At 71.2% G+C, this 25,690-nt stretch carries 20 protein-coding genes; 18 read left to right on the top strand and 2 right to left on the bottom strand.

Annotated elements, in window-relative coordinates:
• Positions 1–30: 30 nt before the first annotated feature.
• Positions 31–774: a formylglycine-generating enzyme family protein gene (locus ASF40_RS16095; RefSeq protein WP_056370837.1), complete on the top strand. Its 744-nt coding sequence runs from the start codon at positions 31–33 to the stop codon at positions 772–774.
• A 236-nt stretch (positions 775–1,010) separates the two neighbouring features.
• On the opposite strand, the gene ASF40_RS16090 is transcribed toward ASF40_RS16095, so the two are convergent.
• Positions 1,011–2,495 (bottom strand): NCS2 family permease, encoded by a 1,485-nt coding sequence (locus tag ASF40_RS16090; RefSeq protein WP_056370835.1) that lies wholly within the window; start codon positions 2,493–2,495, stop codon positions 1,011–1,013.
• 128 nt (positions 2,496–2,623) lie between these two features.
• Between ASF40_RS16090 and ASF40_RS16085 the strand changes: the two genes are divergently transcribed.
• The 17 genes from ASF40_RS16085 (at position 2,624) to ASF40_RS16000 (ending at position 24,508) form a co-directional block, all read left to right on the top strand.
• The gene (locus tag ASF40_RS16085) at positions 2,624–4,354 is read left to right on the top strand and encodes a cell division protein PerM (RefSeq protein WP_056370833.1); all 1,731 of its coding nucleotides are present in this window, start codon (positions 2,624–2,626) and stop codon (positions 4,352–4,354) included.
• 9 nt (positions 4,355–4,363) lie between these two features.
• Complete coding sequence (gene purN, locus ASF40_RS16080; protein ID WP_056370832.1) at positions 4,364–4,966, top strand: phosphoribosylglycinamide formyltransferase; 603 nt, start codon at positions 4,364–4,366, stop codon at positions 4,964–4,966.
• A 26-nt stretch (positions 4,967–4,992) separates the two neighbouring features.
• Complete coding sequence (gene purH / locus ASF40_RS16075) at positions 4,993–6,597, top strand: bifunctional phosphoribosylaminoimidazolecarboxamide formyltransferase/IMP cyclohydrolase (protein WP_056370830.1); 1,605 nt, start codon at positions 4,993–4,995, stop codon at positions 6,595–6,597.
• A 131-nt stretch (positions 6,598–6,728) separates the two neighbouring features.
• Positions 6,729–8,081: an RDD family protein gene (locus ASF40_RS16070; RefSeq protein ID WP_056370828.1), complete on the top strand. Its 1,353-nt coding sequence runs from the start codon at positions 6,729–6,731 to the stop codon at positions 8,079–8,081.
• 20 nt (positions 8,082–8,101) lie between these two features.
• The gene (locus ASF40_RS16065) at positions 8,102–12,631 is read left to right on the top strand and encodes an FtsK/SpoIIIE domain-containing protein (RefSeq protein WP_056370826.1); all 4,530 of its coding nucleotides are present in this window, start codon (positions 8,102–8,104) and stop codon (positions 12,629–12,631) included.
• Positions 12,632–12,748: 117 nt separating this feature from the next.
• Complete coding sequence (locus ASF40_RS16060) at positions 12,749–13,036, top strand: WXG100 family type VII secretion target (protein ID WP_056370824.1); 288 nt, start codon at positions 12,749–12,751, stop codon at positions 13,034–13,036.
• 90 nt (positions 13,037–13,126) lie between these two features.
• Entirely contained in the window at positions 13,127–13,420 is a 294-nt protein-coding gene (locus ASF40_RS16055; RefSeq protein ID WP_056370822.1) for a hypothetical protein, read from the top strand.
• A gap of 7 nt (positions 13,421–13,427) precedes the next feature.
• On the top strand, positions 13,428–14,651 hold the full coding sequence (locus ASF40_RS16050; protein ID WP_056370820.1) for a hypothetical protein: 1,224 nt from the start codon (positions 13,428–13,430) through the stop codon (positions 14,649–14,651).
• 43 nt (positions 14,652–14,694) lie between these two features.
• Positions 14,695–15,312 carry a hypothetical protein gene (locus ASF40_RS16045; protein WP_157549723.1) on the top strand — a complete coding sequence of 206 codons (618 nt, stop codon included), beginning with the start codon at positions 14,695–14,697 and terminating at the stop codon, positions 15,310–15,312.
• Between the two features lies 1 nt (position 15,313).
• On the top strand, positions 15,314–15,931 hold the full coding sequence (locus tag ASF40_RS16040) for a hypothetical protein (protein WP_056370817.1): 618 nt from the start codon (positions 15,314–15,316) through the stop codon (positions 15,929–15,931).
• Positions 15,928–16,695 carry a hypothetical protein gene (locus ASF40_RS16035; protein WP_056370815.1) on the top strand — a complete coding sequence of 256 codons (768 nt, stop codon included), beginning with the start codon at positions 15,928–15,930 and terminating at the stop codon, positions 16,693–16,695. The genes ASF40_RS16040 and ASF40_RS16035 overlap by 4 nt, the downstream gene beginning before the upstream one ends.
• Before the next feature lie 187 nt (positions 16,696–16,882).
• Positions 16,883–17,665 carry a hypothetical protein gene (locus ASF40_RS16025; protein ID WP_056370811.1) on the top strand — a complete coding sequence of 261 codons (783 nt, stop codon included), beginning with the start codon at positions 16,883–16,885 and terminating at the stop codon, positions 17,663–17,665.
• A 150-nt stretch (positions 17,666–17,815) separates the two neighbouring features.
• Positions 17,816–18,103, top strand: coding sequence for a WXG100 family type VII secretion target (locus ASF40_RS16020; RefSeq protein WP_056370824.1), 288 nt, complete (start codon positions 17,816–17,818; stop codon positions 18,101–18,103).
• Positions 18,104–18,354: 251 nt separating this feature from the next.
• Positions 18,355–19,932, top strand: a complete 1,578-nt coding sequence (locus ASF40_RS16015) for a DNA-3-methyladenine glycosylase 2 family protein (protein ID WP_056370809.1) — start codon at positions 18,355–18,357, stop codon at positions 19,930–19,932.
• Positions 19,929–20,438: a methylated-DNA--[protein]-cysteine S-methyltransferase gene (locus ASF40_RS16010; protein ID WP_056370807.1), complete on the top strand. Its 510-nt coding sequence runs from the start codon at positions 19,929–19,931 to the stop codon at positions 20,436–20,438. The genes ASF40_RS16015 and ASF40_RS16010 overlap by 4 nt, the downstream gene beginning before the upstream one ends.
• 399 nt (positions 20,439–20,837) lie before the next feature.
• Entirely contained in the window at positions 20,838–22,697 is a 1,860-nt protein-coding gene (locus ASF40_RS16005) for an ABC transporter ATP-binding protein (RefSeq protein ID WP_056370805.1), read from the top strand.
• A complete protein-coding gene (locus ASF40_RS16000; protein WP_056370803.1) occupies positions 22,679–24,508 on the top strand; it encodes an ABC transporter ATP-binding protein in 1,830 nt (609 codons plus the stop codon). The genes ASF40_RS16005 and ASF40_RS16000 overlap by 19 nt, the downstream gene beginning before the upstream one ends.
• Before the next feature lie 212 nt (positions 24,509–24,720).
• Here the strand turns inward: ASF40_RS16000 and ASF40_RS15995 are convergent, their stop codons facing one another.
• Positions 24,721–25,632: an N-acetylglucosamine kinase gene (locus ASF40_RS15995; protein ID WP_056370801.1), complete on the bottom strand. Its 912-nt coding sequence runs from the start codon at positions 25,630–25,632 to the stop codon at positions 24,721–24,723.
• Positions 25,633–25,690: the final 58 nt, after the last annotated feature.

The following is a 25,690-nucleotide window of genomic DNA, read 5'->3' as shown; positions in this document are numbered from 1 at the left end:
GCCCCCACCGGTGCGTGGGATACTTCCGCGGTGACCGACATCGAACTCGCCCGCATCGCCGGCGGAGCGGTCACCCTGCACGACGCCCGGCGCAAGGCACGCTGGAGCGTCGAACTCGAGCCCTACGACATCGGCGTGTATGCCGTCACGCAGGCGCAGCTCGCCGAACTGCTCGGCGAGCCGGCGTCGCACCCGCGCCGCCCCGCGACCGACGTCAGCTGGCTGCGCGCGATCCGGTTCTGCAACGCGGCGTCGGAGTGGGAAGGGCTCGACCCGGCGTACTCGTTCGACGGCGAGGACGTCACCTGGCACGTCGACTCCGACGGCTTCCGCCTTCCCACCGAGGCCGAGTGGGAGCACGCCTGCCGCGCAGGCTCCACGGGACCGCACTACGGCCTCCTCGCCGAGGTCGCGTGGACGAGCGCCGACGGCGTGACCGCTGCGCAGAACGTCGGCGGCAAGCTCCCCAACCTGAACGGCCTGTTCGACACCCTCGGCAACGTGTGGGAGTGGACCTGGGACCTGCTCGACCCGGCCCGCTACGCCGACTACCGCGTGTTCCGGGGCGGCGGGTTCGCCGACGACGCGTGGAGCGTGCGCGCCTCGACCCGCCGGGGCGGCGCCCCGCGCATGCACCACGACGACGTCGGGTTCCGCGTGGCACGCGGCGGATTCGACGGCGCAGATGCCGCACAGGGCTGGTCGGCCCGCGCCGACGCCGAGCGCGCCGCCGACGACGGTCCGACACCTCCCGGCTGGACCCCGCTGCGCTGATCCGCGGTGCCCGGCCCCGGAGTGTCCACCCGGGTTTGGGGCGTCATTCCTCCGTCGGGGCGCACTTCCCGCGCCCCAACGGAGAGAACGCGCCCCGAACCCGGCGACTTCGACCCCGGAGACGCCGAAGGGGATGGATGCCGCGGGCCCCAGCTGGGGCCCGCCCCCGGAGGCTCCGGGCGACGCGCCAGCGGCGTCGGGAGGGGGGAGTGGGGACCATCCCCTTCGAGGTGTGGCTAGCCGAGCAGGGTCTCCAGCGGTCCGCGCGCGAAGTAGAGCACGAAGCCGGCGGCGACGATCCACAGCAGCGGGCTGATCTCGCGGGCCTTGCCCGACAGCGACCGGACGACGACCCAGGAGATGAAGCCCGCGCCGATGCCGTTCGCGATCGAGTACGTGAGCGGCATGACCGTGACGGCGAGGAACACCGGGAGCAGGATCGAGAAGTCCGAGAAGTCGATGAAGCGGATCTGCGACATCATCAGCGCACCGACGATGACCAGGGCCGACGCTGCGACCTCGGTGGGCACGATCGACACGAGCGGGGTGAAGAACATGGCGACGAGGAAGAGGCCACCGGTCACGACGTTCGCGAGGCCCGTGCGAGCGCCCTCGCCGATGCCCGCGCCCGACTCGATGAACACCGTGTTCGAGGAGCTGGACGTGAAACCGCCCGCGACGGCGCCGACACCCTCGACGATGAGCGCCGACTTGATGCGCGGGAAGTCGCCCTTCTCGTTCGCGAGGCCGGCCTCCTTGGACAGACCGGTCATGGTGCCCATGGCGTCGAAGAAGTTGGTGAAGACGAGCGTGAAGACGAGCATCAGCGCCGCGAGCACGCCGATGCGCTCGAACGAGCCGAACGACACCTGGCCGACGAGCGACAGGTCGGGCACGCTCACGAGCGACGAAGGCAGCTCGGGGACCGACAGGCCCCACCCGCCGGGGTTGACGTCGTCGCCGGAGAACTTCGGGCCGATGTTCCAGATCGCCTCGACGATCACCGCGACGACCGTTCCGGTCACGAGGCCGATGAGGATGCCGCCCTTGACCTTGCGGGCGACCAGGATGCCGGTCAGCAGCAGGGTGAAGACGAAGATGAGCGTCGGCACGGTCGCGACCGAGCCGTTCACGCCGAGGCCGACCGGGGGAGAGGACGCGCCCGTCGCCGTGACGAAGCCGGCGTCGACGAAGCCGATGAACGCGATGAAGAGGCCGATGCCGACCGTGATGGCGAGCTTCAGCTGGATCGGCACGGCGTCGAAGATCATGCGCCGCAGGCCCGTCGCCGCGAGGAGCACGATGATCAGACCGTTGATGACGACGAGCCCCATCGCCTCGGGCCACGTCACCTGTCCGACGACCGAGACGGCGAGGAACGAGTTGATGCCGAGGCCCGCCGCGAACGCGAAGGGCAGGCGGGTCACCAGACCGAACAGCACCGTCATCACACCGGCGGTGAGCGCGGTGGTCGCGGCGACCTGCGTGAAACCGAGGGTGTCGCCGGCGACGTCCGTGCCGCTGGACAGGATGATCGGGTTCAGGATGACGATGTACGCCATCGTGACGAACGTGACGACACCGCCGCGGATCTCGGCGGGGATCGTCGATCCGCGCTTGGTGATCTCGAAGAACCTGTCGAAGCCGTTCTTCGGCTCCGGGGTCTCGGCGTTCTCGGTCTCGTCGGGGGCGTTGGGTGCCGTGGACTCGGCTGTGCTCATGTGGGGGGACCTCCGAGGTGAAACGTTAGTCGCTCTCGCCCCAACCTGAGGATTCGCTGGACGGATGCCGGGGCCCCGCGCGCGGGTGCCCCGGCCGGGGCGGTGCACCGAAGTAGGGTCGATGGCGCATGCATCGCCTCATCGTCGCCCTTCTCGCCTCCGTCGACGCCGTCATCGCGGCGGCCGTCGGCCTTGCCGTGACCCTCGCTCCGCTCACGCTGCTGTGGGTGTTCGGATTCGGCGGCGGTGCGGACTGGGGCGTGCTGTGGCCGTCGGCGGTGTCGGTGTGGCAGCTCGGCAACCTCGTGCCGCTCACCATCACGCTGCCGCCGGACTACCTCGCCGCGACGGGGATCGACGCGGGCGCGGCATCGTTCGTCCTCTCGCTCGCCCCGCTGGCCTTCGCCGGGTTCACGGCCATCTTCGCCGCCCGCTCCGGTGCCCGTGCCTCGCACGCCGACGCGTGGCTCACCGGCGTGCTCACCTCGAGCGCCGTGTTCGCGCTCGTGACGACCGGTGCCGCGCTGACCGGTGCCAACGACGTCGCGCGCGCCGAGACGTGGCAGGCCATCCTCGTGCCGACGCTCGTGTTCGCCCTGCCCGCCCTCGTCGCGGCGGTCGTGACGGAGTGGTCCGAGGCGGGGTCCGGCGCGATCGCGCGCCTGCGCGACCGCGTCGAGGCGGTGCCGCACGGCTGGGGAGAGGTGCCCGCGCTCGTCGCGCGTGGGACGGCCGTCGTCGTGGTCGGGCTCGTCGGCGTCGGCGCCGCGGTGGCCGCCGTCGCCCTGTTCGCCCGCGCGGGTCAGATCGTCGCGCTGTTCCAGGCGGGCGACGTCGACCCCATCGGCGCGACCGTCATCACGCTCGCCCAGCTCGCCTACGTGCCGACGCTCGCGGTGTGGGGGATGAGCTTCGTCGCCGGACCCGGCTTCGCCGTCGGCACGGGCACGGCGGTCTCGCCCGCAGGAACCCAGGTCGGCGTCATCCCGGGTCTCCCGGTACTCGGCGCCGTCCCCGAATCGACGACGTCGTGGCTGCTGCTGCTCGCCCTGCTGCCGATCGCCCTGGGCGCGCTCGCCGGGTGGATCGCGCGATCGCGGCTTCTGCACGCCCGCGGATCTTTCCGCGAACGGTCCCCACACCCCCTCCACGCGGCGCTGGCGCGCCGCGCGGAGCCTCCGGGTGCGTGGGCCCAGCTGCAGCCCGCGCCCGCCGCCGGCGCGGCGTCGTCGCGGTTCGATGCCGGAAAGACCGCGGCGCTCAGCGGGCTGCTGTCGGGGGCGCCCTCGGAGGAGCCCGGGGCCGACGCGCATCTCGACGCGCATGTCGATGCGCCGGAGGATCCGATCGGGGCGCGGCTCGTCGTGACCGCGGGCATCGCGCTGCTCTCGGGCGGGGCCGCGGCGCTGCTGGCCTGGGCGGCGTCGGGGTCCCTCGGACCGGGGCGACTGGCCGAGTTCGGACCGGATGCCGGGCCCGTCGCGCTCGCGGTCGGCCTCGAAGTGCTGCTCGGCGCGGCGATCCTGCTGCTGTCGCCGCGTTCGGCGGGGGGTGGGAACTCGGCCGCGCAGGACTCCACGCCCGCCGCGGCCGGGGTCGAGCCGGCGACGGCGGACGACGGGCCGCACCCCGAACCTCCGGAGGCTGCGGCCTTCGCCGCGGTCGCGGCGTTCACGGCCCGGCGTTCGGGCGCGGTGGCCGCCGAGGAGGACGAGGAGCGGCATCCGTCCCCTCCCGCGCGCGGATCGCGGTCGACGCCGCTGCCGGACGCCGGTGGTGGCGTCGCATCGGAAGCGATGACCGAGCCGATCGAGCTCCCGCGGTCGGCACCGCCCGGCGTGAGGGATGGTTCCGATTAGACTAGGCCGGTGCTGACGGTCGCTGTTCTCATCTCGGGCACAGGCTCGAACCTGCGCGCTCTGCTCGACGCGGCGGCCGATCCCGAGTTCCCGGCCCGCATCGTCGTCGTCGGCGCCGACCGCGAGGCCGACGGGTTCGCGCACGCCGAGGAGTACGGCATCCCCACGTTCATGGTGCCGTTCGCGCAGTTCGCGAGCCGCGAGGAGTGGGGCGCCGAGCTCGGCACCCAGCTCGACGTGTGGCAGCCCGACCTCGTCGTCTTGAGCGGTCTCATGCGCCTGCTGCCGGCGGACCTCGTCGACGCGTGGTCGCCGCGGATCATCAACACCCACCCGGCGTACCTGCCGGAGTTCCCGGGTGCGCACGGCGTGCGCGACGCGCTCGCCGCCGACGTCGCGCAGACCGGGGCCAGTGTCATCATCGTCGACAACGGGGTCGACTCGGGGCCGATCCTCGCCCAGGAGCGCGTGCCCGTGCTCCCCGGCGACGACGAGCACGCCCTGCACGAGCGCATCAAGCCCGTCGAACGCCGCCTCCTGATCGACGTGGTGCGCCGCGTCGCGACCGGCGACCTCGACCTCGCGGCGGTGTCCGCGAGCGCCCAGCTCTGACCCCCACCCCCACCGAGGAGACCCGCATGGCCGGACCGAGCCACGACCCCGCCCTGTACCGCCCCCGCGATGTCGTCCCGGTGCGCCGCGCACTCGTATCGGTGAGCGACAAGACCGACCTGCTGGCCCTCGGCGAGGCGCTGGCCGCCGCGGGTGTCGAGATCGTCTCGACGGGCGGTTCCGCCACGCTGCTGCGTGAGGCCGGCTACACCGTGACCGACGTGTCGAGCGTGACCGGGTTCCCCGAGTCCCTCGACGGCCGCGTGAAGACCCTGCACCCCAGCGTGCACGCCGGCCTCCTCGCCGACCTCCGCCTCGAGGACCACGAGCGTCAGCTCAGCGAACTGGGCATCGCGCCCTTCGAGCTCGTCGTGGTGAACCTGTACCCGTTCGTCGAGACCGTGCGCTCCGGCGCGCAGGGCGACGACGTCGTCGAGCAGATCGACATCGGCGGTCCCGCCATGGTGCGCGCGTCGGCGAAGAACTACGCCAACGTGGCGATCGTCGTCTCGCCCTCGTCGTACCCGGCGGTCATCGAGGCGGTCCGCGCGGGCGGCACGACGCTGGTGCAGCGCCGCGAGCTCGCGGCCCGTGCCTTCGCGCACACGGCCGAGTACGATCGCGCGGTCGCGACCTGGTTCACCGAGGGCACGCTCCTCGAGGCGGATCTGCCGGCGCACCTCACGATCAAGGCCGAGCGCCTCGCGACCCTCCGCTACGGCGAGAACTCGCACCAGCGCGCGGCGATCTACACCCGCAACGGCGGCCACGGCATCGCCCAGGCGATCCAGCTCCAGGGCAAGGAGATGTCGTACAACAACTACGTCGACGCCGACGCCGCCCTGCGCGCCGCCTTCGACATGGTCAAGCCCGCCGTCGCGATCATCAAGCACGCGAACCCCTGCGGCATCGCGGTGACGGCGCCCAACGCGCTCGACCCCATCGCGAGCGCGCACCTGCGCGCCCATGAGTGCGACCCCGTGTCGGCGTACGGCGGCGTGATCGCCGCCAACGGCACCGTGACCCTCAAGATGGCCGAGAACCTCAAGGACATCTTCACCGAGGTCATCGTCGCGCCGTCGTTCGAGCCGGCGGCGCTCGAGGTCTTCAAGGCGAAGAAGAACCTGCGTCTGCTGCAGCTGCCCGCCGACTGGCAGCAGGAGCGCCTGGACGTGCGCCTGGTCTCGGGTGGGCTGCTGCTGCAGGACGCCGACCGCTTCCCCGACGACATCGAGTCCGTCGCGAAGGACTGGCAGCTGGTGTCGGGCGAGCGTCCGGCCGACGAGGAGATGACCAACCTCATCTTCGCGTGGAAGGCCTGCCGTGCGGTCAAATCGAACGCCATCGTCCTCGCCAAGAACTCGGCGACGGTCGGCATCGGCATGGGCCAGGTCAACCGCGTCGACTCGTGCCGCCTCGCGGTCGAGCGCGCCGGTGACCGCGCCGCCGGGTCGGTGGCAGCATCCGACGCGTTCTTCCCCTTCGCGGACGGCCCCCAGATCCTGCTCGATGCCGGCATCTCGGCGATCATCCAGCCCGGCGGCTCGGTGCGCGACGAGGAGGTCATCGCCGCGGCGAAGGCCGCGAACGTGACGATGTTCTTCACGAACGAGCGCCACTTCTTCCACTGACGCATCTCACCCGGAGGCGCCGATCTGCCGATCGACCAGGACATGGGGCTGTTTCCCCATGTCCTGGTTCTCGGCGGGAGGGGCACGATCGTCCGGATAGGGTCGATGCGGAGCGTTCGCCAGGAGGACCCGTGATTTGGGAGATCGACGACTCGGCGCGTGCCGTCGAGGGACTCGACGGGCGTGGCCGGCCGATGCCGGAGTACGCCGCGACACTCGGGCTGCGCAGGGCGCCGTTCGGGCGGCGCGTGCTCTCCACGTCGATCGAGCTCGGCATCCTGCTGGTGCTCCAGCTCCCGGTCCTCCTCGTCACCCTTCCTGCGCTCCTGAGCGCGACGGCGTCGCCGGACGCCGCGGCGGCGCTCGCGGACACCGGCCGGCTCGGCCTGGTCATCGCGTGCGGGGCGGCATCGGCGGCGCTGACGACCGCGTTCGTCGTGGTGCAGCTCGTGCTGCACGGGCGCAAGGGCGTCACCGTCGGCAAGGCGGCGACCGGGATCCGATCGGTCAACGTTCGCACGCTCGAGCGCCCGGGCTTCTGGCGGGGCGCGGTCCTGCGCTATCTCGTGCTGTACGGCAGCTTCCTCGTGCCGCTGGTGGGCCCGGTGCTCGTCATCGCGTGTTCGCCGCTGTTCGACCCCGAGCGACGGGGCCGCGGCTGGGCAGACCTCGCCGGCGCGACGTGGTTCGTCGACGCGCGTGACGGGCTCAACCCTTACGACGTCAAGCGCATGCGCATCGCCCGCAAGACCGCCGCCACCGACCTCGCGGACGAGCGCAGCGAGCTGCGCTCCCTCGCCACCTCGGCGACGCCCCCCGGCACGGGCGCCTACATTCCTGTCACCCGCAGCAGCGGGGGAGTCGTGGGTGCGCCGCGTACCGACGCGTACGCGGCGACCGCCGAGGTGAGCGGGACGGATGCCGCGCCCCCCGCGTCCGTTTCGGCGCCCGCGCCTTCGCCTGCCGCCGTGGCGCCGGCCGGCGCCGCGCCGGCGGCCATCGCGCCCACGGCGCCCTACTCCGGCCCGGGGATCCCGTGGACGCCGCCCCGGCTGCTGCCTGACGCGAGCCCCGCGCCCGCGCCGGCTCTCGCAGGCCCGCCGGACGCGCCCGCAACCCCGGCGCGACAGTCGTCGCCGGCCGACCCTGCGACGCCGGGCGTCGTCCTCGAGTTCGACAACGGCGCCCGCATCGCGCTCGCCGGGTCCGGAATCCTGATCGGCCGCGATCCGGCGGCTGGGCCAGGGGACGCCGGTCTCGCGCTCGTTCCCCTGGACGACCCGTCGAAATCCATCTCGAAGACCCACCTGGCGCTCCTGCGCACGGATGGCAGCATCATCGCGATCGACCGTGCGTCGACCAACGGGAGCGCGGTGATCCGCGACGGCGTCGAGCACGCCCTTCCGCCCGGCCAGGGCATCGCGGTCCGCTCCGGAGACACCCTGCTGCTCGGCGAACGGCGCGCCCGCGTCCGCATCGGCTGAGGCAGCACAGCGAGGAACCCATGAGACTCAGACTCACCCTGCAGCGCCGGAACGCCCAGCACATCGACATCGTGGTCACCGCCGACACCACGGCGACCGTGCAGGACGTCGCGAGGCACATCGTCGAGACCGATCCGGCGCGTGAGACCATCGCGTCACCGCGCGACGTGCTGACGCTCAAGGTGGCGCCTCCGACGTCGTCGACGTTCACGATGCTCTCGCCCGAGACGCTCATCAGCGACGCGGCGGTGGGCTCGGGCTTCGTCGCGTCGATCGTCAATCTCGGTGAGGAGTACGTCTCGACGCGGACGAACGGGGGCCCGCCTGCCGCCATCCTCTCGATCGTCGGCGGTCCGCTCGTCGGCCGCGAGTTCCCGCTGCCGCGCGGCCAGTTCACCATCGGCCGCGTCGCGGGCAACGACATCGTCCTCCCGGATCCCCTCATCTCCAAGTCGCACGCACGCGTCGAGGTCGGCGCGTCGGTCGAACTGGTCGACCTGAACTCGGCGAACGGCATCGTCGTCGACGGCGGCCTCGTGCAGCGCCTCCGCGTCATCCCCGGCCAGCGGTTCTCGCTCGGCGACACGGACGTCGTCGTCCGCATGGTGCAGGACTTCGCGCCGGTGGAACAGGATCCCGTCCTCGAGCGGGGCGGATCGCTCCTGTTCAATCGCAGCCCGCGCGTGGAGCCGCGGTACGTGGGCGAGGAGCTGCCCGAGCCGCGGATGCCGAAGGACCCGATCTCGCGGCTGTTCCCGTGGCCGATGCTGGTCGCGCCTCTCATCCTCGGCATGGCGCTGTTCGCGATGAACGGCAACCCTCGCTCGCTCCTGGTCGTGGTGATGTCGCCGCTCATGCTCCTCGGCAACTTCATCTCCCAGCGCACGCAGGTCGGCCAGCGCGCCCGCAAAGAGACCGAGATCTTCGAGCGCACATTCGAGGAGCTCGAAGAGAGCCTCTATCGCGAGCGGCCGCGCGAGCGCGAGATCCGCAACGCCGAGGTGCCGCCGGTGGCCGTCGTCTTCGACGAGGCGATGCGGCTCGGCCCGATGCTCTGGACCCGCCGGCCCGAGCACTGGAACTTCCTGTCGGTGCGCCTGGGCACCGCCGAGGCCCCGTCGCGCACGACGGTGAAGAGAACCGAATCGCCCGAGGCGCTGCAGGAGTTCGTCGACCGCGTCGACCGGCTGCGGGATCGCTACCGCACGATCGACGGCGTACCGGTGCTCGAGTCGCTGCAGAGCGTCGGGGTGATCGGCGTCGCAGGAGGCGAGCGGGAAGCCGCCGACGCCCTGCGGGGCCTCTGCGTCCAGCTGTTCGGCCTCCACTCGCCCAACGAACTGGTCGCGATCGCGCTCACCGAACCACGATGGGCGACGCAGCTCGAGTGGCTCAAGTGGCTTCCGCACACCTCCAGCGAGCGCAGTCCCTTCCGCGAGATGCCGCTGTCGGATTCGGCGTCGACCGGCGCCGCGCTGCTGTCGGGCCTCGAGGAGCTCGTCATGCAGCGCTCCAAGGCCGCCTCGTCACCGCGCCTGCCGCTGGATGACGAGTGGGACCCGATGCGCTACGGCACCGACGTGCGGCGCGCCGCGGAGGAGGCCACGTTCCCCGGCCAGACGGCGGTGCTCGTCATCGTCACCGCCGACGCCCCCGTGGATCGCGCGCGCCTCACGCAGGTGCTCGAGCGCGGCGCCGACGTCGGCGTCTACGGCCTGTTCGTGGCGCCCGTCGTCGAGGCGCTCCCCGCCGTCTGCCGCAGCTTCATCGACGTGTCCCGGGGTCTCGATCACGGCCACGCGGGCACGGTCCGCAGCGGCGTGGACTATCCGGAGACCGCGGTCGAGGGCGTGTCGAACGAGCTGATGACGGTGCTGGCCAAGCGGCTCGCCCCGGTCGTCGACTCGAGCACGGTCGTGGAGGACTCGTCCGACATCCCGAACTCGGTCATGTTCCTTTCGCTCGTCGGCACCGAGCTCGCCGTGGATCCCGGCTCCGCCGTGGAGCGCTGGCGCGAGAACAACACGATCATCGACCGCTCGGGCGCGGTTCTGCCACGCCTGAAGAAGGCCGGCACCCTCCGCGCGATCGTCGGCCAGGGAGCCACGGACGCGATGGCCCTCGATCTGCGGACGCAGGGACCGCACGCCCTCGTCGGCGGCACCACCGGCGCCGGCAAGTCCGAGTTCCTCCAGGCGTGGGTGCTCGGCATGGCCGCCGCCCACAGCCCCGACCGCGTCACGTTCCTGTTCGTCGACTACAAGGGCGGCTCCGCCTTCGCCGACTGCGTCGAGCTTCCGCACACGGTCGGCCTCGTCACCGACCTGAGCCCGCACCTCGTACGACGCGCGCTCACCAGCCTGCGCGCCGAGCTGCACCACCGCGAGCACCTCTTCAACCGCAAGAAGGCCAAGGACCTGCTCGAGCTGGAGAAGCGGCGCGACCCCGACACGCCGCCCGCCCTCGTGCTCGTCATCGACGAGTTCGCGGCGCTCGCGGGGGAGGTGCCCGAGTTCGTGGACGGTGTCGTCGACATCGCGCAGCGCGGCCGCTCCCTGGGGATCCACCTGATCATGGCCACGCAGCGGCCGGCGGGCGTCATCAAAGACAACCTGCGCGCCAACACCAACCTCCGCGTCGCGCTGCGCATGGCCGACGAGTCGGACTCGAAGGACGTCGTCGACGACCCCGTGGCTGCGCGCTTCGACCCGGGCATCCCCGGCCGCGGCATCGCCAAGACCGGCCCGGGCCGGCTCGTCCCGTTCCAGTCCGCCTACGCGGGTGGCTGGAGCACCGACGAGGCGCCCGCCGCCGACGTGGGCGTCGCGCAGCTGCGGTTCGGCTCGGTGCAGCGGTGGGAGCTGCCGGACTCGGGCGAATCCGAATCGCATGATGTCGATCCCGGGCCCAACGACCAGAAGCGCATCGTCGCGACGCTGGTCGCCGCCGCCGAGGCGGCGCGGATCCCGGCGCCGAGGCGCCCGTGGCTCGACGACCTCGAGACCACCGTCGACCTCCGCCGGCTGCGGGCCGGGCGCCCCGGCTTCATCCTGCTCGGCAAGCGCGATGTGCCGGAACGCCAGCTGCAGGAGCCGGTGTACTTCGAGCCCGACCGCGACGGCTCGCTCCTGGTGTACGGCACGAGCGGGTCGGGCAAGTCCACCGTGCTGCGCACCGTCGCGATCGCCGCGGCGATGGGCCGACGTGCCGAGAACATCGCCGTCTACGGCCTGGACTTCGGCGCCGGCGCCCTCAAGAGCCTCGAGGTGCTGCCGCACGTCGGCTCGATCATCCCCGGCGACGACGCCGAGCGGGTGCAGCGGATCATGCGCTCGCTGGGCGGCATCCTCGACGACCGCGGCAAGCGGTTCAGCGCGGCCAATGCCTCGAGCATCGCGGAATACCGCGAGCTCACCGGGCGCGACGAGGCGCGCATCATCGTGCTCCTCGACGGCCTCCCGCAGTTCCGCGCCGAATGGGAGTCGACGACCGCGCGGATGCCGTTCTATCAGGCGTTCATGCGCATCCTCGGCGAGGGCCGCCCGCTGGGCGTGCACGTCGTCGCGACCGCCGACCGTTCCGGGTCGGTGCCCACCGCGATCAGCTCGAACGTGTCGCGCCGCGTCGTGCTGCGCCTCTCGGACGAGAACGCCTACGCGCTGCTGAACGCGCCGAAGGACGTGCTCGACGAGCGCTCCGCGCCGGGCCGGGCCATCGTCGACGGCTTCGAGACCCAGATCGCGGTGCTCGGCGGCACGCCGAACGTTGCCGAGCAGACGAAGCTCCTGGGCCAGTGGGCCGAGGAGCTTCGCGCGAACGGCGCGCGAGAAGTGGACGAGATCGGCTCGCTGCCGACACGGCTCGCCTGGCAGGCGCTGCCGGATCGCATCGGCGAGTTCCCGGTGCTCGGCATCGCCGAAGACACGCTCGCGGCCCGCGAGTTCGATCCGGTGGGCACCTTCGTCGTCGCGGGGCCGCCCTCGGCGGGCAAGACCAACGCGATGAAGGCCCTCGTCACCTCGATGGTGCGCTTCGACCCGACGGTGCGGCTGTTCCACTTCGGCGGCCGGCGCTCGCAGCTGAAGGAGTTCGCTCCCTGGATGCGCAGCGCCACGACGCCCGACGAGGCGAAGGACCTCGCGACCGAACTCGCCGAGCTCGTCGCCGACGAGTCCATCGACGCGCGGCTCATGATCGTGATCGAAGACGTGCCGCAGTTCGCCGACTCACCGGCGGAGCGCCCCCTCAAGGCCCTGTTCCAGGCGGTCAACCGCAGCGAGCACCTGCTCATCGGCGACGCCGACGTCACGCAGGTCACCAGCGGCTTCGGCCTGGTGGGCGACTTCAAGGGCGGCCGCAAGGGCATCATCATCAAGCCCGACGCCTTCGACGGCGACGCGGTGTTCAAGGTGCCGTTCCCGAAGGTCAAGAGGTCGGACTTCCCCGACGGACGCGGCATCTTCGTGCAGGCGGGACGCCAGGTCACGGTGCAGCTGCCGCTGGTCGAGGCATCCGTCCTGCCCGTCCCGCAGACGGCCCCGCAGCACTGACGCGAGGCGGCACCCGGGCATGGGGAATGGTCCCCATCGCGTGGCGTCGGCGCCGTCCGTTAGGTTGCTGAGTGTCCCGCCCGACGGGGGTCGGGAATCTGAGTGAGGGAGTTGACGATGGCCGATTTCGGTGCTTCGTATGCGGAGATGGAGCAGGTGGCGTCGTCGCTGTCGCAGGCTCGTGATGACATCCAGGGTCAGTTGGACACGCTGAAGAGCCAGGTGGACACGCTGCTGGGTGAGGATTTCAAGACGCAGCACGCGTCAGGCAAGTTCGGTGAGGGGTACTCCGAGCTGACGACGGGGCTGAAGGGCGCGGTGGACGGCATCAACGACATGTCGGAGTCGCTGCTGGGCATGATGCGTGCCATTCAGGACCTCGACCAGCAGCTCGCCGGCGGCTGAACCGCATCATCGGGGTCGGGAGCGGTGCAGTCCGCTCCCGACCGGTGATCGGTGAGGGCGGACGAGTCGGATCGGGAATGAGGAGACCCAGTGAGCGTCAAAGTCAGCTATGACGACCTCGGTGCACTGAGCACGCAGCTGAAGAGCATCATCGACGAGTTCGAGCATGCGGGCAACCGCCGCCGCGACCTCGAGGGTGCCGTCGATCGCCCGTACGAGCTGGGTGATCTGAAGGACGCGGCGCACGACTTCGAGGGCCGCTGGGACGATCGCCGGAAGCGCCTGATGGACAGCTGCAAGGGTCTCGCCGAGCATGTCGACGGCGTGATCGAGGGTTTCCAGGACTTCGACGAGGAAGCCGGCAACCGAACCGGCGAGAGATGAGCCGACGATGACGACAGCGCTTCCGTACATGCCCTCGCAGACGCCGAGGGGAGGGAACCTCATCGAGCACCTGCGCGGCGATGCGGGCGACGTCCAGACGCGTGGTCAGCAGATCGTCGACCTCGGTGCCGACATGTCGGCCGCGTGGACGCTCATCAAGCGACTGGTCGACAACGGCGCCGACATGGAAGGCAGCACCGTCGACAAGCTCCGCGAAGTTGCGGGTGAGGTCAGCGGCGATCTGTCGCAGGCGGCCGAGCTGTACGCCGCCGTCGGGCCGCACATCCTCACCTACGGTCAGGAGCTCGAGACGTCGAAGGCCGCGATCGATCCGATCGTCGACGATCTGATCGAGTTGTGGGCCGCCTACTACTCGCTATCGCGCGACGCCGACACGGCTGAGGGCGCCGTTCCGCGAGAGCCCGATGACGATGCCGATGCCGATGAGCAGTCGTCGTATGACACCGCGAACGCCAATGCTGTCGAGAAGCGAGGTCTCGCCGACGCCAAGCGCGGCGAGTGGGACACGCGGGCCGGTGAGTACGACACGGAGTGGGACAGCTGGCACACCGCTTTCCAGACCGCGGCCACGAACATCAAGGAAGGCTTCAGCGGCAAGATCGAGGACTCCTGGAAGGACGACCTGCGAGGTGCGCTGGAGTTCCTCTCGAACGTCCTCGCCGTGGCCGGCATCGTGCTCGCGGTGCTTGCGATCGTCGTGGGCGGGCCCATCATCGCCGCGCTCGCGGCGATCGTCGCCGTCGCGACGCTCGCCGTCGCCCTCACCCGCAAGCTCGCGTTCGACGACGGAAGCTGGGTCGACGTCGCATTCGGCGTCATCGGCGTGGTGCCCTTTATCGGCCCCGCGGCGCGTGGCCTGCGCGGACTGGGCGCTCCCGGGGGCTGGCGCGCACTCGGAACGGCGTTCGGCGACGACGCCGCCCGCCTGTTCGGCGTCGGTGCGACGGGGATCGACGACTGGGCGTCGGGGCTGAACCGCCTGCAGGGAACCGGGTTCGGCGCGAAGGCCGTCGACTTCACGACGGGCCTGCTGACCGGTCAGAACATGGCGCATTGGGCGGACCCCGCGGTGATGACCGGCGGGTGGAACATCGTCGAGGGTACGGCCGGCGTCTGGGCGACGCAGCTCGGGATCGCCGGGTGGATCAAGGACACCGCAGGAGGGGCGTTCCCGGGGTCCTTCGATCCCGACCAGAACCCGTTCTCGTGACGGAGTTGCCGAAGCGGGTCGCGGGTGATGGAAGACTGGCATGGTGACTGACTTGCGCGCGGAGTTGACCGGAGGCGCCGGAGCGACCGTGCCGAGGTATCGCATGCTGCTGCCGCCCGGGTGGCGGTCGTACGACATGGGGGCCGACACCGAGCGCGATCTCGTCGCGGCGGCGAAGGCACGCCTTGCCGAGGCCGGCCGACCCGACCTGGGGGCGGCGCTCGGAGCGCAGGTGAAGGACGCCTTGGCGCAGCTGAAGGGCCAGGACGCGTTCGCTTACGCCCTGCCGGCCGAGAGCTCGCCCACCTGGGTGCTGGGCTCCGCGAGCCTCGTGGGTCTGCGTCGTCGGTCGACGCCGCAATGGACGCTCGACGACATCGTCGAGGATGCCGTACGCAATCGCGGCGGCGTCGCGATCGGCGAAGGTCACCGGATGGTGCGCTGGACCGAGCGGCGCCCGACCCGCGTCGACGGCGTCGACGCGGTGAGCTTCCTCATCCACTACCTGATCCCGATCCCCGGCACGCGGCGCACGCAGGCCGTCCAGTGGACGGCCACCGTGGCCCATGAGTCCGACCTGGCGCCCGATGACCCTGTGCTGCTGGCGTGGCTCGCTCTCTTCGACAACCACATATCCTCCTTCACCTGGAGCGTCAGCTGAGATGCAGTTGAACCTTCGCTTCGACCGGGAGCACTGCATCCCCGTCGACTTCCCCGCGCACTCGGCGACCGATCGTTCTGAGTGGGCACGCGCGACGGCGGCCGACTTCGTCGCGCGCACGGGGCTCGCCCCCGAAGCCGCCGGCCCGATCGCCGCGGCGCTCGACGATGTCGCCCGGATAGCCTCGGACGACAGCCGCAGCCTCGTCATCGTCGGCATCGACGGTCGGGTGATCGCGCCACTGACCGTGTTCGCGGTGGATGGTGCGCTCAGCGAAGCCGATCAGGCGGCGTTCCTCTGGTCGCCCTCGGCGCAGTTGCCGGCGACGACTGAGGTGATCGAGACGGATAATTTCGGGATCGGCATCTCGACGACGCTGCTCGAGCGGCACGGCGACCGGGATTTCGGATTCGAGCGCTGGCTGTTCTTCGGCGAGGACGCGACTGTCGCCGCCATTCTCGGCCCTGTCGCACCCTACGGGCTGGCCTTCGTGGAGGAAGCGGCCAAGGCGGTGTTGCGGCAGTCCACGCTCGAGGGCTTCGTCGCGTCGAGCGACCGCGTGCGCGTCGACGCACTCGACCGCGCCGTGGTGCGCTTCGGAGAGGAGTGGCCGACATGACCGCCAGATCGCTGACAGAGCTCGTCGACGAGGCATCGTCCTGGACGCCGGTGGATTGGTGGCGCCTGGAGCTGCGGTCGTTCTCGCGCACCCCCGCGCAGCGCCCCCTTGCCGTGCTCGCGCCGGCAGAGGCCATGTCGGAGCACCGCGGGGTGACGCTGGGCAGTTTCCTCCAGGGGCTGGCGTATCTCTTCGCCGTCGCCGCTCCGGTGATCGCCGCCGCAGCCATGGTGCGGTGGGTCCTCGGCGACACCGCGTACGACTTCCCTCTGGCCTTCGCAGGCACGATCACGCTGGTCAGCCTGCTGGTGACGGGGTGGAGTGAGCTGCAGCGGCTGCGCCACCCGCGTGCGTCGCGAGCGTCGGCCGTGCGAACGCTGGCGCTCATCCACGTCATCCCCGGGCTCATCACGGCTCTCATCGCGCTCACGGCCGGCGCGCCCTTCCTGCAGGGCGGCGCATGGGTGTGGATCGCCGTGGTCGCCGCCGACATCGTCGTCCACGTCGTCATCCTGATCCGCGGTCCGCTGCCCGCGAGCGGACCGCAGAACGAGCGCGAGAATCTGCAGTGGAGCATCCGAGAGATCCCGCCTGGCACGCTCGCTGAGATCACGGCGCGCCGGGATGCAGCGATCCGGCGTCTCGCGGATCGCGGCCTCATCGAGCCGGGCACGGCGACGCGGGCGCTCACGACCGCGCCGGGAGAGCTGGCACTGACGCTCGCGCCCGAGCTCCAGAAGTCGGACCCTCAGCGCTCGCGTTGATGGTCGCTGTGGCCGGCGGCCCGGCCACGATGTACGCGCGCGCCGCGCGCGGGTGGACCCCGCTGGGATCTCACGCCCGGCGGTGCTGCACCGTGCGCATCGGCGGCGCGCCCTGGGCTCCCTCCGAGCGGCTCGACGTGCGCTCGCTCGTCGCTCCTCCCGCGGACGCGGAAGGGATGTGGGCTGTATGAGCGACACACCGGCCACCGCTTACGCGCGCACCGCGGGGGCGTGGACCCCCTTGGACTGGTGGAAGCTCGAAGCCCGAGCTCTGCACGGCGTTCCCGCTGCACGTCGGGCCCTGGCCTTCTTCGCGCCCTCGGCGGCCTGGAAGGACCTCGCCAAGAACGTCGCCCCCGCGTGGGGCTGCCTGCTCACCCTGTCGCACATCGCCAGCTTCACGCTGCCGGTGGTGGCGCTCCTCTTCCTCCTGTCCTGGCTGGTCGGGCGCAGTGACACGGCCTCGGTGGGCGTGGCCGGCCTGCTGGCGGGCATCGCGGCGGTGATCGCGGGGATCGGCATCGTGACCGAGCTGCGCGAGTCCCTGGGCACCGATCCGAAGATCCACCGGATGCTCGGTGCGCTGCACCTCGTGCCCTCCGCGATCGGAACGGTGGTCGCCGTGCTGGCGATCACGCAGGGAGCGGCCGACGGCGCCCTCGGCATCGTCGGGTTCGTGGCCGACGTCGTGGTGGGTGCGCTCCACTTCGTGCTGTTCCGGGGGCCCGCCGAGAGCGGAAGCGACCGATGGCAGCGCAATCTCGCGGGCCTGGAACGAGCTGTGGAGGGGATGCCGCCCGACGAGCGCGCGCGCATCTACTCCGATCTCCAGACCGCCCTGAACGTGCTGTCGGAGCGCGAGCTCATCACGCCGCTCGAGCTCGCTCGCGCGCGCGAGGTGCGGATCGGACTCCTCGGCATCACCATGGCGCCCCGCGAGGATCTCACACCGAAGGGCGGCTCGCGCTGAGCGAGCGCTCGCTGCCTGCGCCCGACCAGGGGTGACGCGCCCGGGATCCGTCCGCATGGGGAATGGTGCCCATGTGCTCTCGCCGAGCCGCCGATTAGCGTGGAGGCATCGGCCCGACGGGGGTCGGGAATCTGAGTGAGGGAGTTGACGATGGCCGATTTCGGTGCTTCGTATGCGGAGATGGAGCAGGTGGCGTCGTCGCTGTCGCAGGCTCGTGATGACATCCAGGGTCAGTTGGACACGCTGAAGAGCCAGGTGGACACGCTGCTGGGTGAGGATTTCAAGACGCAGCACGCGTCGGGCAAGTTCGGTGAGGGGTACTCCGAGCTGACGACGGGGCTGAAGGGTGCGGTGGACGGCATCAACGACATGTCGGAGTCGCTGCTGGGCATGATGCGTGCCATTCAGGACCTCGACCAGCAGCTCGCCGGCGGCTGAACCGCTCCCGCAACGCGAAGCTCGACCGTCTGACCGGAGCGCCGCTCCGGCGGCCTCCGGTCAGCCGCCCGCAACGCGGAGGACGCCGAGACTGGCCTCCGGAGCATCCTCGAGGTGTTCCAGGGCCTGGACAGCGAGCTGGGAGCGAGGGTGGTGTCCCAGGAAGGGGCGTCCCCCGGCGGCCGCCGACGCCGCACAGCCGTGTCCGATTTCCGCGAGCCGATGTCGGGCGAGCGTGTCAGGCTAGGGGCATGAGCCTGGCCATGACGTTCGACGAGAGGTACCGCGCGATCGATTCGCGCGACGCCCGCTTCGACGGGCAGTTCGTCACCGCGGTGCGCTCGACCGGCATCTACTGCCGCCCGAGCTGCCCCGCGCGCACCCCGAAGCCCTCGAACGTCACGTTCTATCCGACGAGCGCCGCCGCGCACGAGGCCGGCTACCGCGCGTGCAAGCGTTGCCTGCCCGAAGCGGCGCCGGGGTCGCCGCAGTGGAACCTCCGCGGCGACACCGCAGGCCGCGCGATGCGGCTCATCGCCGACGGCGTCGTCGAGCGCGAGGGCGTGCCGGGGCTCGCCCGCCGGCTCGGCTACTCGCCGCGGCACCTGACGCGGCTGCTGACCGCCGAGCTCGGCGCCGGCCCACTGGCACTGAGTCGCGCGCACCGCGCGCAGACGGCCCGCATGCTGCTGGTCGGCACCGATCTCTCGGCCGCCGACGTCGCCTTCTCGAGCGGGTTCGCCAGCGTGCGACAGTTCAACGACACCATCCGCGAGGTGTTCGGGATGCCGCCGCTGGAGCTCCGCGCGCGGCGACGCGTCTCCCGGCACGAGGGGCCGGCCGCTCCGGCACCCGGGGTGACGATCGACCTCGCACTCCCGCACCGTGGCGCGCTCGATGCTCCCGGCCTGTTCTCGTGGATGGCGGCGCGCGCCGTCTCGGGCGCCGAGGTGGCGACGGCGTCGACCTTCGCCCGCACGCTGCGACTTCCCCATGGCCCCGCGTGGTTCGAGTTGCGTCTGGACGACCTCGGGAGGGTGCGGCTGCGCGCCGCGCTCACGAACCTCGCCGACCTCTCGACGCTCGTCACCCGTGCCCGGCGCCTCTTCGACCTCGACGCCGACCCTGACGCCGTCGACGAGTCGCTGGCGCAGCATCCGGAACTCGCTCCTCTCGTCGACGCGCTGCCGGGCATCCGCGTGCCCGGCGCCGCCGATCCGCACGAGATGCTGATCCGGGCGATGGTGGGGCAGCAGATCACCGTCGTCGCTGCGCGCACCGCGCTCACGTCGCTCACCGCTGCGCTGGGGGAGGATGTCGCCGCCTTCGCGGGACTCCCGTCGCCCGGCACCGGCGAGAGCCCTCCGCCCTCCCTTCTGTTCCCGACGATGGCCGCGATCGCGCAGCGCGGCCCCGAGGTGCTTCGAGGGCCCGCCGCCCGAATCCGTGCCATCACGGGCGCGGCCGCGGCACTCGCCGACGGCTCGCTCACGCTCACCGCCGGCGACGACGCGGTCGAGCAGCGCGCGGCGCTCCTCGAGATGCCCGGCATCGGCCCCTGGACCGCGGACTACGTGCGCATGCGTGTGCTCGCCGACCCCGATGTCTTCCTCCCGGGCGACGTCGCGGTGCGCGCCGGCGCCGGCGCGGTCGGGCTTCCCGCCGAGGCTCGCGCACTCGACGCGTGGGCCGCCCGCACCGCGCCCTGGCGCAGCTACCTCACCGCGCACCTCTGGCACGCCGTCCCGCCGAAGCCTGCCGCACCGCGTCGGGTCGCGGCATCCCGCATCCCCGCACCGTCCCTCATGACCACCGGAGGCATCTCATGACCACCGCCACCATCCAGACCCTCGACACCCCCGACGGTGCGTTCACGATCCTCGCCGACGACGACGGGCGCGTGCTCGCCTCGGGCTGGACCGCCGACGCCGACGCGATCCTCGCGCGTCTCGCGGACCGCGTGCGCCCGTCATCCGTCGCGAAGGGCGAGACGGATGCCGCGGCCGCCGTCGCCGCCTACTACGGCGGAGACCTCAGCGCGATCGACGAGGTGCCGGTCTCGCAGCACGGCACCGCGATGCAGCTCGCCGGGTGGGCGGCACTGCGGCGGATCGCCCCGGGCAGCCCGCTCACCTACAGCGAGTTCGCCGTCGAGCTCGGGTCTCCGAGTGCGGTGCGGGCTGCGGCATCCATCTGTGCGCGCAACGCGCCCGCGCTCTTCGTGCCGTGCCATCGGGTGCTGCGCACCGACGGCACGCTCGGCGGGTTCGCGTGGGGGCTGCCCGTCAAGCAGCGCCTGCTCGACCGCGAGGCGGCGGTGCCCGCGCTCATCTGAATCGCCCGCCTCAACCGCTTTCCGGGGGACCGGAAAGCGGTTGTTGCGTTCAGAGAATTCTCAGATATATGCTGGAGGGCTGTCGCGTCGCTACGACCTAGCGGAGTGCGCAGTCCTTTCCGCTGAGCCCAAGGAGGAAGAAATGTATCAGGCCGCCATCGCCGCGAAGACCGCCTTCGTCCTCCGTCTCGCGGGACCGCGCACCGTCTCCCGGCTGCCGCGTCCCCGCGTCCAGGGGTAGTCCGCTTCCTCGCACCCGCCGGCCCGGCCGGATTCGGCATACCGCCGTCCCCCGGAGCGTTCCTCACCGAGGAAGCTCCTCTCTCATGACAGCGCTCCCACACGGCGCTGTCGCCTCGCGACCCGACGACGGGTCACCGCAACACCCCCACAAGGATCATGACCACCACCGCCCTTCCTGAGCGATCAGAACAGCCGCAACGGTCCGAACTGTCCACCTTCAGAGCCCTCGCCCGTCTTCTTCCGTTCGCGAAGCCCGTGCTTCCGCGACTGGTGATGGGTGCCGCCAGCGCGCTCGTCGCCAGCCTGCTCGCGCTGACCATCCCGCTCGTGCTCGAGCAGGTGGTCGGCGGCCCGATCGCCTCCGGCGACATCGCCATGATCGGGTGGGGCGCCGCCGCCATCCTCGCGCTGGGCCTCGCCGAGGCCCTCATGGTCTGGCTCCGTCGCTGGTTCGTGCTCGGCCCCGCGACCATGGTCGAGTACGAGCTGCGCCAGACGTTCTACTCCCGCCTGCAGCGCCTGCCCGTCTCCTTCCACGACCGGTGGCAGTCGGGGCAGCTGCTGAGCCGCATGATGCAGGACATCAGCATGCTGCGTCGCTGGCTCGCCTTCGGCCTCGTGCTGCTCGTCGTCAACGTGATCACGATCGTCGTGGGCACGGCGCTGCTGTTCCGCTGGCACTGGGCGCTCGGCACGATCTTCCTCGTCACGTCCGCTCCGCTGTGGTACGCGGGGTACCGGTTCGAGAAGTCCTACGGCACGCTCGCGCGCCAGTCGCAGGACCAGGCCGGCGACCTCGCCACCTCGGTCGAGGAGAGCGTGCACGGCATCCGCGTGCTCAAGGCCTTCGGCCGCGGCAAGCACGCGCTGCAGAAGTTCACGCGACAGGCCGAGACCCTGCGCGAGACCGAGCTGAGCAAGGCCCGGGCCGTCGGCTGGATCTGGTTCTGGCTCGTGCTGCTGCCCGACATCGCGTTCGCACTGTGCCTCGGCGCCGGCATCTACCTCACGGCCATCGGCCAGCTGCAGGGCGCGGAGCTCATCGCGTTCTTCGCCATGGCCACCGTGCTGCGCTGGCCGATGGAATCGATCGGCTTCCTGTTCTCGTTCCTGCTCGACGCGCGCACCGCGACCGACCGCATCTTCGAGGTGTTCGACGAGCAGAACACGATCGTCGATCCCGAGACGCCGAAGACCATCGCGAAGCCGCGCGGCGAGCTCGCGTTCGAGGGCGTGCACTTCCGGTATCAGGATGCCGCGGAGCGCGAGCGCGACCTGCTCGACGGCGTCGACCTCGTGCTGCGGCCAGGCGAGACGATGGCTCTCGTGGGCCTCACCGGCTCGGGCAAGACGACCCTCACGACGCTGCCCACGCGGCTCTACGACGTGACCGGCGGGCGCGTGACGCTCGACGGCGTCGACGTGCGCGATCTGACACTCGCCGAGCTGCGCCGGCACATCGGCATGGCGTTCGAGGACGCGACCCTCTTCTCCCAGTCGGTGCGTGACAACGTGCTGCTGGGCCGCGAGGATCTCGTGCCCGGCAGCGACGAGGCCGAGCGGGTGATGCGTGAGGCGCTCGACGTGGCACAGGCGTCGTTCGTCGACGACCTGCCGGACGGTGTCGACACGATCATCGGCGAAGAGGGTCTGTCCCTCTCGGGCGGCCAGCGCCAGCGCCTCGCGCTCGCGCGCGCCGTCGCCGCACGGCCCGCCGTGCTCGTACTCGACGACCCGCTGTCGGCGCTCGACGTCGACACCGAGGCCCTCGTCGAGGACGCGCTGCGCGAGGTGCTTCACGAGACGACGGCGCTCGTGGTCGCGCACCGCCCGTCGACGGTCACGCTCGCCGACCGGGTGGCGCTGCTCGAGGCGGGCCGCGTGACCGCGGTCGGCACGCACTCCGAGCTGCTGCGCACCAGCGAGCACTACCGGCACGTGATCTCGAGCCTCGAGGTCGAAGAAGCCCGGCTCAGGGCGAGACAGGAAGACCAGGAATGGGAGGTGACCCTGTGAGCACCACGGTGACCGGAACGAGCGGCGAAGACCGCTCCGACTACACACGCGACGAGAGCAAGGCGATCCGCAAGCGCTCGCTGCGCCTCCTCGGCTCGCTCATCACACCGGTGCGCGCGCAGCTGATCCTCGCGGGCATCGTGCTCGTCGTCTCGACCGCACTGCGCGTCGCGGGGCCGTGGCTCATCGGCATCGGCATCAACAACGCGCTGCCGGCCGCGGTCGAGCGCATGGACTGGGCGCCGACGATCGTCGTGGTCCTCGTGTACCTCGTCACGGCACTCGGCGGCGCCGCCCTCATCGGGTGGTACGTCGTCGTCGCGGCGCGCCTTACGCAGGCGATCATGCTCGACCTCCGCAAGCGCATCTTCCTGCACACGCAGCGGCTGAGTCTGGAGTTCCACGAGTCGTACACGTCGGGCCGCATCATCTCGCGCCAGACGAGCGACCTCGACACCATCCGCGAGCTCCTCGACGGGGGCCTCAACGAGCTGGTCTCGGGCATCCTCTACGGCGCGTTCACCCTGGTCGCGCTGTTCCTCGTGGACTGGCAGTCGGGCCTGATCCTCACGTTCATGGGCATCCCGCTGTTCCTCCTGATGCGCTGGTTCTACACGCGCTCGCAGCTCGTCTACCGCGAGTCGCGTGTCGTCAGCGCGAAGGTGATCGTCAAGTTCGTCGAGACGATGACGGGCATCCGCGCCGTGAAGGCCTTCCGCAAGGAGGGGCGCAACGACGAGGAGTTCGGCGGTCTCGCACTGGACTACCGGGACGTCAACATGCGCTCGATCCGTCTGTTCGGCACGTTCGAGCCGGGACTCATGGCCGTGGCGTCGTTCACGCTCGCGATCGTGGTGGCGTGGGGCGGCATCCGCGTCGTCGACGGCGCGATGGAGATCGGCTTCCTGCTGTCGGCGGTGCTGTACGTCCGCAACTTCTTCTCGCCGCTGCAGGAGGTCGCGTTCTTCCTGAACTCGTACCAGTCCGCGACGGCGGCGCTCGAGAAGGTGTCGGGCGTCCTGGAGGAGGAGCCCACGGTTCCCGACCCCAAGAACCCGGTCGACCTGTGGGCGGCGAAGGGCCACATCCGGTTCGACGACGTGCTGTTCGGGTACTCGCAGGACCGCGTCATCCTTCCGGATTTCTCGCTCGACATCCCGGCCGGTCAGACGATCGCGCTCGTCGGGACGACGGGTGCCGGCAAGTCGACGCTCGCCAAGCTCGTGTCGCGGTTCTACGACCCGACCCGCGGTGCGGTGACGCTCGACGGCGTGGACCTGCGCAACCTGCATCCGAAGGATCTCCGCCGTGCCATCGTCATGGTCACGCAGGAGGCCTACCTGTTCAGCGGCACGGTCGCCGACAACATCGCGCTGGGCAAGCCCGACGCGACGCTCGATGAGATCCAGGCGGCGGCTCGCGCGGTCGGAGCCGACGCCTTCATCCAGGCTCTTCCCGACGGCTACGGCACGGACGTCAACAAGCGCGGCGGCCGCGTGTCGGCGGGTCAGCGCCAGCTGATCTCGTTCGCACGGGCGTTCCTCGCGAACCCGGCGGTGCTGATCCTCGACGAGGCGACCGCATCGCTCGACATCCCGTCGGAGCGCCAGATCCAGGACGCCCTGCAGACGCTGCTGGCCGACCGCACCGCGATCATCATCGCGCACCGTCTGTCGACTGTCGCGATCGCCGACCGCGTGCTGGTCATGGAGCACGGCGAGATCATCGAGGACGACACCCCCGAGGAGCTCATCGGCGGCACCGGCAAGTTCGCGCAGCTCCACGCGGCCTGGCGGGAGTCGCTCGTCTGACCTGCTCCGTCTGAGAACCCGGATGCCCCGGCCCCCTGTCCACACTCAGGGCCGGGGCATCCGTCGTTCTCGGCTTGTCGCAGCGCCGCATCGGCTTCAACAGGTCAACCGGGCTTCTACAGGATCGATCGAGTCGAAAAGTCCTGCAGAAGCCCGGTTGACCTGTGCAAAGGCGGGTGAGAGCGCCCGGCTGCTCAGCGGCGCGAGACGGATCAGGCGTGGGCGACCGAGACCGCGTGGGCGAGTGGATGCTGCGGCGCGAGGCCGGCGAGGGCCGCGGCGCCGTCGATGCCGTGGCCGAGGGGCTCGACGAGCGTGACGTCGAACTCGCTCGCAGCGATGTGGGACGCGAACGCCTCGCGCAGCTGCGGGGAGCGGAAGACGCCGCCGATGGCGCACGCGGCGAAGTGCTCGCCGGGCTCGTCGGAGCGCACGCGGCGCAGCGCCGTCTCGACGCTGTGCGCGAGCTCGCCGCCGGCGCGCACGGTGATGTTCTGCGACACCGCGTCGCCCTCCGTCGCGAGGCGCGCGACGTGGGCCGCGAACGACGCGACGACGCTCACCCGCTCGGGATCGGACTGCAGGTGGATGTACGCCTGGCTGAGGTCGGGCCACCGCTCCTCCGCGACGGCGCGCAGCGCGGTCGTCGGCCCGCGGCCGTCGTACTCGCGCATGACGGCGTCGAGCGCCTCGCGGCCGATCCAGTAGCCGCTGCCCGCGTCGCCCATGAGGTATCCCCACCCGTCGACCCGGGCCACCCGCGAGGCGCCCACCGCGAGCGTCACCACCCCGGTGCCCGCGGCGACGACCGCGCCGCGCGTATCGCCGAGCGCCCCGAGGAACGACGTCGTCGAGTCGTGAGCGAGGATCACCTCGTGCACGGCGGCGTCGTCGATCCTGGCGAGGAAGGCGGCAGCATCCGATTCCCGCGTGGTCAGGCCCGACACCCCCGCACTGACGACGGAGACCTCGGCGCCCGTGCGCTCGATCGCGGCGCGCGCGACGGCGGCGAGCTGGGGGAGGAGCGGCTCGCCGGTGCGGATGCCCGGGAAGACGATGTCGTGCTCGCGCACGCGCACCTTGATGCCGGTCTGGCCGGCATCGATCGCCAGTACTGTGCTCATGCGGCTGTCCGCCCCTTCCCGCACCGTGACGCCACGATGAGATGTTCCCCCCGCCGGC

The sequence above is a fragment of the Microbacterium sp. Leaf288 genome, assembly GCF_001422925.1.
Taxonomy (GTDB): domain Bacteria; phylum Actinomycetota; class Actinomycetes; order Actinomycetales; family Microbacteriaceae; genus Microbacterium.
The sequence above is the reverse complement of the archived record's forward strand: the minus strand, read 5'-3'. Positions and strand labels throughout refer to the sequence as shown.